At 45.8% G+C, this 13,462-nt stretch carries 11 protein-coding genes; all 11 read right to left on the bottom strand.

Annotated features, from left to right (window positions below):
* Window positions 1-99 precede the first annotated feature (99 nt).
* Window positions 100-3,966, bottom strand: coding sequence for a DUF6701 domain-containing protein (locus EKG38_RS00705; protein ID WP_126517748.1), 3,867 nt, complete (start codon window positions 3,964-3,966; stop codon window positions 100-102).
* A 582-nt stretch (window positions 3,967-4,548) separates the two neighbouring features.
* Entirely contained in the window at window positions 4,549-7,173 is a 2,625-nt protein-coding gene (locus EKG38_RS00700) for a DUF8470 domain-containing protein (protein WP_126517746.1), read from the bottom strand.
* The gene (locus tag EKG38_RS00695; protein ID WP_126517744.1) at window positions 7,166-7,681 is read right to left on the bottom strand and encodes an MSHA biogenesis protein MshP; all 516 of its coding nucleotides are present in this window, start codon (window positions 7,679-7,681) and stop codon (window positions 7,166-7,168) included. The genes EKG38_RS00700 and EKG38_RS00695 overlap by 8 nt, the downstream gene beginning before the upstream one ends.
* Window positions 7,671-8,504, bottom strand: a complete 834-nt coding sequence (locus tag EKG38_RS00690) for a PilW family protein (RefSeq protein ID WP_126517742.1) — start codon at window positions 8,502-8,504, stop codon at window positions 7,671-7,673. Before EKG38_RS00690 ends, EKG38_RS00695 begins: the two co-directional genes overlap by 11 nt.
* The gene (locus EKG38_RS00685; protein WP_126517740.1) at window positions 8,504-9,103 is read right to left on the bottom strand and encodes a type IV pilus modification PilV family protein; all 600 of its coding nucleotides are present in this window, start codon (window positions 9,101-9,103) and stop codon (window positions 8,504-8,506) included. The genes EKG38_RS00690 and EKG38_RS00685 overlap by 1 nt, the downstream gene beginning before the upstream one ends.
* On the bottom strand, window positions 9,093-9,560 hold the full coding sequence (locus EKG38_RS00680) for a pilus assembly FimT family protein (RefSeq protein WP_126517738.1): 468 nt from the start codon (window positions 9,558-9,560) through the stop codon (window positions 9,093-9,095). The genes EKG38_RS00685 and EKG38_RS00680 overlap by 11 nt, the downstream gene beginning before the upstream one ends.
* 197 nt (window positions 9,561-9,757) lie before the next feature.
* Window positions 9,758-10,285: a type II secretion system protein gene (locus EKG38_RS00675; RefSeq protein WP_126517736.1), complete on the bottom strand. Its 528-nt coding sequence runs from the start codon at window positions 10,283-10,285 to the stop codon at window positions 9,758-9,760.
* Between the two features lie 12 nt (window positions 10,286-10,297).
* The gene (locus EKG38_RS00670) at window positions 10,298-10,816 is read right to left on the bottom strand and encodes a type II secretion system protein (protein WP_126517734.1); all 519 of its coding nucleotides are present in this window, start codon (window positions 10,814-10,816) and stop codon (window positions 10,298-10,300) included.
* 159 nt (window positions 10,817-10,975) lie between these two features.
* Window positions 10,976-11,590, bottom strand: a complete 615-nt coding sequence (locus EKG38_RS00665) for a type IV pilin protein (protein WP_126517732.1) — start codon at window positions 11,588-11,590, stop codon at window positions 10,976-10,978.
* An 89-nt stretch (window positions 11,591-11,679) separates the two neighbouring features.
* Window positions 11,680-12,186, bottom strand: coding sequence for a hypothetical protein (locus EKG38_RS00660; protein WP_126517730.1), 507 nt, complete (start codon window positions 12,184-12,186; stop codon window positions 11,680-11,682).
* Between the two features lie 34 nt (window positions 12,187-12,220).
* Window positions 12,221-13,441, bottom strand: a complete 1,221-nt coding sequence (locus EKG38_RS00655) for a type II secretion system F family protein (protein WP_126517728.1) — start codon at window positions 13,439-13,441, stop codon at window positions 12,221-12,223.
* Window positions 13,442-13,462: the final 21 nt, after the last annotated feature.

Genomic DNA, 13,462 nt, shown 5'->3' with positions numbered 1-13,462 from the left:
AATCACGAAGTTTCATGAAATACAGCCCAAAAGCAAATGTGGACCCATGAGTTGTCGTTTACCCATAGGTCCTAGAACCTAAGTCCTAGGAACTAGGAACTAATTGACTTCATGCCAGTAGATCACCTTATCGTGACCGCGATAGGTGCCGAAGAAGGCGCTGGCTCTTGGATCATAAAGATCGTTAGCCTTAGCCTTGTCGCCATCAAAGTTCCAGTACCACTTAAGCCAAGGCTCGACATGTTGCTTGAGCCGAACTTCTCCGGACGTATTTGGAACGGTGAAATAGATCTGATCAACACCTTCGGCAACGGTCCCGCTTTGCAAGAGGAATTTAGAATCACTGTGAGCCGTTATCGCCGGGAAACCTGCTGGCGAGGTCATATTCATACCTGTCGCCACTGCCTCTGTGGTATCCGTTGAGGTTAGCGTGTTATACACAGAGCATCTATCATCACCGTTGGTGACCCAGGTCGGGATATTTGTGGTCTCAGCCACTGCGCTGACATACTCAGTTCGCAATGGCAGACGCAGGCTTTCCGACTGGGGGCTATAACCGTTGTCTAATAACAGACGGCCATATCTCAACACAAAATTATCGCCTTTAGCTATCTCTTCAAAAGTTACCCCAGCACACGAAGACGTTGCACTTTTTTGATAACAGATGCCGTCACTGTCCTTCAGATCACCAGCTGATAACTTAAACTCAAATAATGCGTTAAAGGGAGCCAAAGGAGTTGAAGTTCGCTTGTATCTAAGCGTTCCATTCTGCAAATAAGCCGATCTTGAGCCACCACTCACGCCATCGAGAAAGGCTACAGAGCTGGAATCCGGGCTCACATCTTCTAATGTCGGTAATGGTGAACCAGCTAAGTTACTGAACTTACGCTCGTCCCATTGGTTATTGTATTTCCACCAATTCTCATCTTCCGTCTTAATCTGATAATTTTTAGTCTCATTACCGGCTTTATCTTTACCAACAATAAGTAACCTAGGTTCAAGCCCCGTTTTAAAAACAAAGGGCTCGTCTATATAGGTAAAGTCTACACAACCTGGATGTAACTTGGGAATGGTTGGCGTTGTAGTCAAGTAATAGGGCGTGAACCTCCCCATACTTGCTGTTGTAGCCCCCGGGATATCATAACCGAAATACCCGCCTGCTTTAGGTGTCACAGAGAAAGTAAATATACCGACCTCAGAGACAGACTGCTTGATTGTCTGTTCACCGGATGTTTGCTCATACTCACTTAGCCCCAGCGAACCTTTTACGCCTCCATCATCAACTGAGGGGCGTATCAGCTCATGTGTGAAGTCCACATTCTTATGGGTAAAGTTGGGCGTAATCATATTTTCGTTGCAGATATCACCATCACTATCCGACTGCCACGCCATGGCCTTCACGGTAATATCAAACTCTTCGCCAGCTCTTTTATATTTATTACCAGTGACACTACAATTATCACAAGCTTCAGACTCAACACATATGCCTACAGGACGGCGAACAAACAAATCGCTACCACCCATAATCAGACCCGATTCATCACCTGAACCTGTGTATCTGGCATTGAGTTGCACCTTGCCCGCATCGGCATAATTCACATCTATTTTAGCTTCACCATCTTTATCAAAATCTAGCAAGAAAGTTTTAGGATTAATATCAGAGTCTCCAATCTCTTCTTCAGCCGATCCGGATTTAACAGAAATATTTTTGGTACCAGTTGATGGCGCTATATAATCACTCCAGAAAGCGAGTGATTTACGCTCATTTTTAAATGCGGGAATACACTGCTGACCACCTCCATCCTTTACGGCTTTCACCAGAATATTTTTCGATGGCTTATTTGAAAACTCATCCGGAATATCTAAGATAAAGCCGCTTTTGGCAAATTCAATGGTACAACTTGCCGTGTTGAGCAGCCCACTTCCTTTTTTACATAAAGTATCACTGCCAGCAACCGTTGATGGAAAAGAGCTGATGACACCAATGGTGATCGGCTCAGTGGTATTAGAGCGTAGACTCACTTTCGCACTTCCATTGACAAGCTTAACGTCATTTCCACCAACCCAACCGCCACTAGCCTTCGTCTCCGCTAACAAAGTTGCAGTCACCGGGTCGGTAAACAGATCACAATTTGCATTACGGCAAGCACGAATCGTCATCGCCTCTGCATTGCAGGTCAGAGGACTGCTGGAATAGTCAAATTCAAAATGATGAACTAGCTCTTGAATATCTTCAATAACCTCTAACGCCACAAATCCATATTTCTCTGCTTCATGATCTCTTTCAGAGTTTTGATATCTATCTTCATCTGTGACCATACTGACACTGTTTTTAGTCAGCTGACATCGCCGTAACCAGCCGCCGTTATTATCCAATCTAGAATGTTTACCCGCTACAAAAACAGGGGCTTTCGAAAAACCGACTAATGGACGTAAAGTACTACATTGTTGATTAGCATCCACTCTGTCCCATGAATTTGAAGTCCAAAAATCGGATCCAAACTGGTACTGGATATCTTTTCCATCGATAGTGATTTTTCCCGCACCACTTTTCAGCGCTAAATATGCGACTCGTTCAGTTTTCAATTTATTGAGTTTGACATAATCCGGTAAGCAATACTTATTGCCATATCCATTACCAGGGCCAGCATCCACTACCTCTGAAACATCAATGCCAACCGATAAGCTATTGCTATGCCATTTGGCTGTACTGGTCAGCCAACAACTATTCTTAGATGATTGAATCTGATTCAATACCACATCGTAATTTCGACTCATGGTGATTTGTTTATACGTACCTTTGTTTTTATAGAACGGTTCATTAACATCCACTGTACCGGCTTCGAGATAAGTACCATCAGATAGTTCGTGTTGGCCTGACGTTATAGCGATCCAATGAACCTCGTTCATTGGTCTGGAATCTAAATCCCATCTCCGCAAAGGAATTTCAGGCTCAACCTGCCACCAACTAAATCCGGTATTAGATACATCGGTAAGAAAAACAGAGGCAGGTCCATCATTATCTTCCGGATCATCATCGGTAATAGTCGGCATGACGAAGATAAGTGGTGTAACACCAGGTTCAAATGGAGTATCGAATATGACAGAACCCGATCTGGCCTTACCAAATTGAAGAGCAAATGGGGGTTGAGGAGGATCTAAGTCTAATTTACTTATCTTGGACTCATTCTCCATCTTAAGTTTTTTAGTTGTAACTCGACCAAAGACTACAGCCTCCTCTTTTAAGATGACCTCTTTGTCGCTATAGATAAGGGCATATACTTCAGACTCTTTGGTTATCTCAATTTTTTGATGCCCTATTAGCATGGTTTGTCCCATGCTATTTTTCTTAACCTCACCGTCTTCTATCTTCATATCATGCTTTACAAAAATACGAACATCTCCGACAGGAATAATTTCACTATCCTCTTTGACTTCGAGTTTTTCGAACCAGTAATCCCCAGCAGGTAAAGTCAAAGTAGCTTCATCTTCCAGTATGACCTCTTTTATCAGGTAATCCCCACCAATGTCTGGCAGGGTCAGATCACAGTCTTTAATTACTAATTTTTCGTACTTCTCTGAATCGGGTTTATTATCACAATTTTCAATCTTTTTCTTACTCTTATTCTTAGGGAATTTTTCTAATGCAATCCCTCTAATATCACTACCTGTGCTCTTACACCTATGGTAACCCCCACTCCCGTTGTCACAGCCCTTTTTGGGAATGTCATCATTAACACTACAAAAAGCTAACTCTTCACCATTAGTACCATTTATTTTCGCATCCTCTTTCTGTTCAATCTGCTTATCACCGATCCCATGACAATCTCTGGCATCATCTTTATGGTGACCTTGAACCACCGCAGGAAAATAGATGGCGGGATCTATCACCCCCTGCGCAAAAGCATTAAGAGGTGCAAGAGCGGTGAAAGAAAATAGAATAAAAAATAGAATTAACTTAACCACGAACTTCTACCTCCACCTGGCAACAAACTAACCGCTTGTCCTCTTTGTCGCAAATGTGTTCAGCCCCGATGCAAGATGTTGTAATACCCCAGGTCAGATCTGCTAGATCACTAAGATAGGTAAGAAAAGTACGATAGATGAAACTCGATTCTTTAAACTGAAAGTTAGGCATAACAGACTTAGATACAAGAGGTGAAAAGGTTATAAGCTCACAGTAAAAATGAACCTGGAAACAGAGAGCTTAGAAACAGAGAGCCTCATGGCGACGGGAACTGAAGGTGACTTCGAATTTCTATACAAAAGCTAAGACTAAATAGTGAGAAGCAATCAGAATAAATTGCTGACAGATAGCTGGACACCAGTGATAACCCCGAGGTAATGAAATTTCGGCGAAATATTATCACTTAGTGTTACGTAAGGTTCACAAAAGTAAGCCTAATGTACGAGTATCAACTCAATTTGCTAGCTGGATCACAAAAGTGTGGCTTAACAAATTAAACGAGTAGCTTTTCCCATGATTATTCTCGCAGTTGTGATGGAGTTGGGACTGTTAATATTAATTAACTCATAGAGATAGAGGAACTAATTCACCTCTCGCCACTGAATGACGCGGTCATGGCCTCTATAAGTCCCGAAGAAGGCGCTGGCTCGTGGATCGGACAAGGCCCCATCACTATTCCAGTTCCAATACCATTGTAACCAAGCCGGTACGACTAGTGGCGCGGTGACCTGGCCGCGGTACCGATTGGGCGTTGCGACTAAAGATTGCCACAGCAGCTCAAACCTTCCCACCGAAAAGTCGCTGTCCGGCACAGTGTTTGTCCCTGCCACTCGAGTCACCGATTGAGGAGATACAAGTGCCGGATTATAAACTACATCTGTAACAGGAAGCCCCGCCGAGGCGATATCGGTACAGTTGTCTAAGGTATTGACCACCCACTGAGCGCCATCCCAATACTGAGCCGTCACCGGCATTCTTATGGTATCGGTTTCGGGACCATAGGCGTTCTCCAACACCATACGGCCGTGTCGATAATGTTGGGTAGATATCAGCTTCGCGTTACAGCTGTCTGAGATAGCGCAGTCATCACTTGTCTTCGCATTCATATCGGATGAGTCTATCAAGACACCATCTTTATCACTCATCTGTACACCTATGGCCATAGAGGCGTAGGGACCATCCAGATTGCCATCAAGCAAACGAGTGAATTGAATATCACTCTCTACCGCCTGCACACCTTGGTCATCTTTTTCCCATTTCAAGTCCGTTAACCCGGTAAGCCTGACTTGAAAATCGACACCGGCATTACCATTTTCAGCGACTAACAGTGCAGAGCCGGATGCGAAGTCCACGGTCTCATCTTTAAAATAGTTTCGTGTTGTGACGCCACTGAGGTTCCTCGCCCTGATTTTCATCATTAGCGAAGTGGGTTCGTCCATGTAGGTAAATGCGGTAACTCCGGTGCCACATGCCGCGATCATGCTCTCTTCATAAAGCTCAAAATCTTGAGGATAGAAGCGACCTACTGGTTGGCTTTCCGCCGAGGGAATATTGATATTCTCCCCCAGATAACCATTCGGCGGCGTTGCCGTTAAACTAAATACGCCCACCTCACCGATCGACTGTGCAAACTCATTCAGGCTATCTGCCTTAGCCTTATGCTCATATTCACTTAACCCTAATTCGCCCAAGGCGCCGTCCACAGGTTGCTTCAGTGTGTGTCCAAGGGCGATATCGGTCTGAACATAGTTTGGCGTCGTCGAGTGTTCACAAATATCCTTATCACTATCCTCATCCCACGCCATGGCCTGTATTGAGGTGTTGAAGGTCTCACCGGCTATTTTAAACTTGGGACAGGTATCATCACCTGCTGTGCATACCGTTTCCGGCTTAATGCATAGCCCGACGGGGTAACGCACCGTATTATCTGAGCCCTCCATAACCAGCCCTTCGTCGTCTTCACCGGCAGGAGCTATGTATTTGGTATGAATGGCAATCTTACCGGCATCGGGGTAGTTCAAATAAAACTCAGCTTTACCTTCACTGTTGAAAGTTAACGAGATTAGAGTGGGGTTTAAGGAGCTTGTGCCGATATTGTCCCCATCAACTGACGCTGAGCTTCCTGTGACGATCGCAGCGGGAGTGGGACTTATATATTCACTCCAGAAGTTAACATCTCTAGTGGTGGAGGTGGTGCCAAATGCGGGGACACATTGAGTACTGGTATCACTTTTTTTAACTGCGGAGATCTCTATCTTCTCCTGAGGCTTGTTAGAAAGGTAATTATCGATCTTGACGATAAAGCCCGCCTTAGCAAAGTACAACGGACAAGCGATATTCTCATCACCCAGGTGGTTATCTACATAACAGCGATAGGAGCCAGCCGGTGACATAGCCCCCAGACTAATAGTCGTTGGCCCGCCTTCCCCATGCCATAGATCAACCTTAGTACTGCCTTGAAAGGTAAGAGTGCTATACGTCGCATCACCTTTAATTAAATCTACGGATGAATCAACTGAAGTTAATGCGCTGCAATCACTGTTAGCACAGGATTTAATTGTAATGTTTTTTGCCGTACAGCTGAGGGCATCTGATGAAAACTCGATACGATAGTGATTGGTTGCAGGTTCGGGAGTCTCGCAGGTCATGCCACCAAAATCAGCATTTTTAACCGCCTCTTCATCGAAATCAACATCGCCATTTCCCTCAATAGTCAGCCCCCCCCCAGAAGCTAAGGCTCCATCAATACTGGCATTACCCGTTAACTCCACCTTACCTGCAACGTAAACAATGCCATTAATGTAGTTCTGACCGGCGACTGTTAAATCTCCCCTAACATATATAATCAGGTCTTCCGTATCTCCTCCCCAATTTATATAAGCCTTAGTCATTGATAAGTTATCAAAGTAGAGGCGAGTCGTCGTTCCATCAGTATCTATATAACTTCCTTGATGGAAGCTACCCGCACTAAAATTATAATCTCCAGAGGCGAAAGTATCATCAGGTGAACATGAAGTGCTTTGTCCATGTTTGCTACAGGTCAAACTCCCCAAGTCAGGGCCAATATCATCGGGAGGGGTTAACCCATATGGGTCATGGTTTCCGGTTGGCGGGTCGGTAAAAATATCAACACATGATGAAGCCCCATTTGCACTCAGAGTAATGAAAATCATAAGAAGTAAACTGAATTTCAAATTCTTAGTCACGGGCTTCTACCTCCACCTGGCGATTGACTCGCAGGCAACTGCTGTCATTACCACTACAGTTTCCCGTCTTGCAGGTCGCCGTACTGGTTATCCGGTAACTCTTTACGCTACTAACGGTATTCGTCACACAGGCCAAGACGACGCTGCAGCCATGAAAGCCCGGCACGCTCGGTAGGTTCTTCCACTCTTTCACATTGGTACAAGATGCTGCGCTCGAATCGGTCGCCGTTAACGGAAACAGCTGAGCCAGCGCTCTATCGGCGCCGGAGTTGGCGGCGAAGAGGGCGCGGGTGCCCCACACCTCGAGACTAACCTGCTCATCGGCATCTTCGAGCACATTGATAAGCGCGGCCGACATCAGGAACATCACGGTGATAACGAAGATACCTATCACCAGGGCACTGCCCTGCTGCTTTGCCTGACGGTGTGAAAACCCTGGAAATGGTCTGTTAGCTCTTTGATTCAGTCTATTAGCTCTGAGATTCTGTCTATAGTAACTAGGGGACATTGACCACCTGCACCTGGTGCTGATATTGAAACTCCTGACCATTGACCGCAAATTTCGGTGTTAACTGTACCACCGCATTATTAGTTAAGCTGCCCGGGGTATAGCTGACTGGCCATCCGCCTGTGCCAATAACGACATCCTCGGCCATCAATACCCCATCTCCCATATCCGCAGGAGCGGGTTGCGCCGTATTAAACATGCTATAGCCTTCATAGCGCCTGACATCTCCATTGGTAAAGAAGCAGTAACTCACGGCATTGTTTATCATAAAGAAACGATTTCTCGGAGAGGCCTCGCTGAAGCGCATTGCCAGCTCCTCTGTCGCCGAACCGAAAGTCACTGTATTTGTTGCCCCATTATACTCTTTGACTCTCAACAGCCGACCTTCGATCGCCTCATCTGACGCCGAATAAATATGAGTCGGTGTCAGAGGGTAGACCAACATTCGATGAGCAGTGTTTATACCCAATGATGGCGTATTTATAATTCCGGTCTTGCTGGCCACCTCGGGGGCGATAGGCAGTGTGATGTAGGAGGCACTACTCTGAATTGGCACGAACTCGATGCACTGAAATGTAACCGGATTCTGTGTCACCCTCAAACTGTTTGGCACGGCGTTTCTGATCTCGCGGGTCATACGCTCGATGGCGAAGCGGCTCTGGCTGAGCACCTGATCCACCGAAGTTGACTCGACGAAGATGCGGGTTCCTAAGATCACAAAGCTACTGACCCCCAGCACCAAGATGCCTAAGATAATGATCACCATCACCATCTCAACCAGAGTAAAACCAGCGCTCTTTCGTAGCTGCTTTAACGCCGACATCAGTAGTTACTCCTGACCGCATTATAGACAATCTTCTCGCCGCTTGGGGTCGTCACGGTGACCGTTATCAACTTAGCCTTTATCAGCTTACCGTTCAGATCTAAAGTATTAGAGTAGGTCACGGCAACCGCAAGCAGGTAATTCGGGTAGCGACTGGCGTAGGTATCAGTACTCGTAGCGGCATTCAACATCAAGCTGTTCTGATTGAGTCCATGATAATCATCGACATCATTATAGCTGTTACGGTTCTCTCCGGTATCCGGGCCAAGATTTCCCGGGGTGGTACAATCATCCCCCTTTGGTAGACCCAGATCGGATCTTGGAGATGCACCACAAGCGGGAATACCGCCATTGGGGTTAGTGTTTTGATCGTAGCGTTTACCCCAGATCTCATTCATTACCGAGTGGGCCAGCTCGGCAGAGCGCACCCTATGCAGGGTCTCTGCGGCGCGATCGGCCTGAGGGAATAGCATACTGGTCAACATGACCAGAGCGATACTCAGCACCACCATTCCAACCACAAGCTCGACTAAGGTAAAACCCTTTGTTTTCACAAGAGCTCCCGCTCGCTTTGTTATCGAGAGTGAGTTAACGGCCATGAATATACCCCTGACTCTCGATACTGATGGTTAAGGTCTCATCGGCGATCACATTGATGCAATTTCCGCTGCAGCCTAAGCTGGCGATCCCCTGTCTGTCGAAATTAACCATAAAGCTTTTTGAGTTGTCACTATCCAATTCCAGGCTGGAGCGTCCCTCAAATATCTGCCTGGTCTCACTCAACGTTGGTGTACCTGTGCAAGTTTTGTTAATGAATCCCTGCAATTGATAGCCCGTAGTGTCTACTACGATACGGTAGCAGCTATCTCTATTATTCATCGCCAGTAACTGCGCCTTGCGAAGCTCACTGACAAACTCATCACGCAGGGTGAATGCACTGTAGCTGGAGCTGGTCATCAGGCGCGGCAATACCACCACAGAGAGAATGGCAATCAAGATGATGGTGGTAACCAGCTCTACCAAGGTAAAGCCGCTTTGTGGCAACGCTGTTCGCATTCAGTATCCGGGAAACTCTAAGTTTTAAGGTTTAAGTTTTAAGCTGTAAGTTCTTAGCTCCTAGCTCCTAGCTCCTAGCTCCTAGCTCCTAGCTCTAGTGTCCAACAACTTAATAAGTATGGCAAATAAATAAAAGATTTAGATGTTTAGATACAAAAAAGGCCTGCTAGGCAGGCCTTTTATTACTATTATAATCTCTAACAGCCAGTCACTACTTTATTGACTGTTATTGGGCCATAGGCAGCCAATGCATTAACATACTGCACATAACATGTGCCAGCAGTATCAGCTTTAGGACTAATTTGGCCTTGAGGGTAAAAATAGATGCTCTTAGTATCGCCATCTTCCACGTATAACCACTCAGCTGTAGTGCCTGATGCTGCGGCATTGATATCTAACATATTTGCCAAGCTACCTGTCCATACTGCCGTAGCATGACCATAATTTAAGGCCACTGTATTTAAGGCCGTCGTAGCACCCGAACCAACTTTAACGGTAGGCCCATCAGTTTCTTTAGCTGCTGTAGTTTCATTACCAGCAATCAAAGACTTTGAGTGAACTAAACTGTCCGCTCCTTTTATCGCCGCTTCCAATCCTGAAACAGTAGATGCTCTTGCATCTGACTGAAGGTTGATAAACTTAGGTGCGGCAGTTACGGCCAGGATACCCAATATGATGATAACGACCACTAACTCGATCAGGGTAAAACCATTTTGCTTTTTCATTTTAACTTCCTATTAGCAACCAGATGCTTCTACTTTGTATTGAGGCGCGGCACCTTGTGCTGCAGGGTTCTTGTATTCAACCCAACACTTTGCAGTATCAGAGGGTGTTTTATCACCAGGATGAATAATAATCGCATCCTTTATCGTTGTTTTAACCTTAGGTGCATCAACAATAGTCCACTCAGGCTTTGTCGATGTAGTATCAATATCCAATGCAAACACTAAATCTGCGCTGGCATTCTTTAAGTATCCGTATACAGAGTTAACTTTCACATCGTTAGATGGATCAGTGTCACCTTTCTTATCAAGAATAACAATGCCAGTCTCTTTAGACTCAAGCCCTTGGATTGCCGCCTTCGAGTAAACCAGAGTGTTTGCCCCCTGTAGAGAAGCCTTCAACCCTTCTAATGTCGACTCACGTGCATCGCTCTGCAGGTTGATAAACTTAGGTGCTGCCGTGACGGCTAAGATACCTAATATGATGATAACGACCACTAATTCGATTAGTGTAAAACCATTTTGTTTTTTCACAGTCTTGACCTTTCTGTTTACAAGTTCAGTAATAATTTCTATTACTATTTACTTTAATAGCGTTTAACTTCAGTGACTATCTACTTCAAATAACTGTCTACTTCAAATAGCTAGCTTAATTCAAAAACTATTTCAGACTGCTATGCAGCATGAAATCATTTAGTTGGTAAAACTAACGACTGTACCTGTGCCAGGGTTGTAAGTGATTCCCTTACCCACATTTAGATCTGGAGTCGGTGTTGGAACACCTGTATCAGAGTCTAATACTAATGAAGCTACCTGATGGTATACACAGAGATCGATGCCAGTCACTGTCTGGCCATTTAAATCTGTTGCCGTTCCACCTACACCTGCAAGCATTCTCACAGTGTAACGTTGGTTACGGGCATCATCAGTAAATTGAACATTTCGTGGAGCACTCTGCAATACAGAATTAAATACTTGCTGACAACGATTGTCATTCATCGCGGTGACATCGGTGCCATTTGCGCCGGTTCCGGTTGGGAAACCAAAACGTGTATCTAGAGAGACACTAGTACCATCTAAAATAACTGTATTGTTATTTCGACCATCAACTTCCCACTGGGCACGAACGAAACCAACAGCCGTGGCCAGGCCACCAGTAACACCTTCAATGCTTGCATTTTCGGCATCATCGGTAACATTGAGAAAGCGTGGAATTGCGGTGGCAGCTAATAAGCCTAAAATAACAATCACAATCACAAGTTCAATTAACGAGAAACCTTGCTGTTTCAGATTTGTTCTACTCTGCATTCGATCTTTTACCCGCATATATCACCCCATGTCTAATTTTACAATTCTATCAGTTCACCAAATTTTAGAAACCCATGAATTTGCTATATTTACTCTTCCGTCAAAAAAATAACGCGCCCGGTTGTTAGCTGATAACTTAATCGTTCTGAATTATTAGCAATGTAACTACAAACATCTCCCTCAGAGTTGAGTTGTGTTACAACCTGTTGCTCAACAGGCCCACGCCCTAACAATTGACGCCAAAGCTGCTTACAGCCCACAGAATCGGCTACATCGGGCAGAGGCCAGCCACCATGGCTCATTTTCACAAGATTTTGCCCTGCTGCTTCGAACGGTTCTCGCTCTTGAAAACCTGAAGTATCCCACTCCAATCTCATCTCAGATGGCCGGCCCTTGGCCAGCCACTGGGCCTTAACCATGGCAAGCACGTTAAGCATCTTGGTGTGATCGACTCGCAGCCCCTGGGCACTTATTTTGTCTACAGAGGCAAAATAGCGAAACCCTAATATACTAAGCAATGTGAGAAGCAAAACGATAGCAATCACCTTGCCAAACATCTGCAGCAACTCACCGTCGGCTTGCTGTTGGCTCTGCATGGCTAGCAGCCTCCCTTATCTAGGTATAGCATAACTAGCTGCCGCCTTTGACAACGTTGAGCATATCCCACATAGGTAAATAGATACCCAATGCTAATATAAGCACGATCCCTGCCACAAATCCGATCAAGATAGGTTCCAGCTTGGCGGTGAGGTTTTTCAGATCGTAATCGACCTCCCCTTCATAGAAATCGGCAGCATCGTTGAGCAACTGATCTATCTGTCCAGTCTCTTCACCCACGGCAACCATCTGCAATACCAAGGGGGTGAACAATTTGCTCTGATTAGAGACTCTGAGCATCGAATCACCCGACTCGATACCACGGCGCATACCCACGATTCGGTCATGCATATAGGCATTATCGACTGCATCTGCGACCAAGCTGAGTGCCTGAGTCATGGGCACGCCGGCGCTCAGCATCATGGAGAAGCTTCGGCAATAGCGTGACAGGGTCGAACGCTCGATAATGCTACCCACAGCCGGAATATGCAGCTTCCATTTGTCCCACTGTTTCTCCCCTTTCTCAGTGCTGTGCCAGTAACGAATACCGATAAAGGTACCGATGAGACCCACGAGCATGGCGGGCCAATAGTTAACAAACAGGTTGGATGTGCCGATAAGCACCTTGGTCGCCCAGGGAAGATCGGCGCCGAAGCGGGAAAACATCTCGGCAAATTTGGGGATCACCATAATATTGAGGATCACCATGGCCAGAGCGATGGCAATGAGTACGAAGATGGGATAACGCATCGCCGCCTTGATTCGTCGGCGCGTCTCCTGCTCACGCTCGATATAACCCGACAGTTGAATAAAGGCATCTTCCAGTTTACCTGTATTCTCACCGACATGGACCATAGAGACAAAAAGCGCATCGAATACATCGGGGTGATGATTCATCGCCGATGACAATGGACGTCCCGAGGTGAGCTGCTCTGAGATATCATTCAAAGCATCCCGCATTCGTTGTGAATGTGTCGTTTCTGAAAGGCCTGCAATCGCTCTGAGGATCGGGATCCCCGATCGGGTCAGGGAATACATCTGTCTGGAGAAGATCTGCAGCTCATCGAGTGACACTTTGCCTTTGAACAGTGAAGCCAGAGAAAACTCTCGCTTCTCTTTAGCCTCATTGAGCTCTAATGGGATCACTGCGCGAGACATCAACTGATCGGCAGCCGCACTTTCTGAGGCGGCATCGACCATTCCGGTCACCTGCTGTCCCTGTGCATCCCGACCACGATATTTATAGGTAGCCATTAGCTTTTACCATGTTCAATT

It is taken from the genome of Shewanella canadensis (assembly GCF_003966225.1).
Lineage (GTDB): Bacteria > Pseudomonadota > Gammaproteobacteria > Enterobacterales > Shewanellaceae > Shewanella > Shewanella canadensis.
This window is presented reverse-complemented; position numbering and strand designations above follow the sequence as displayed.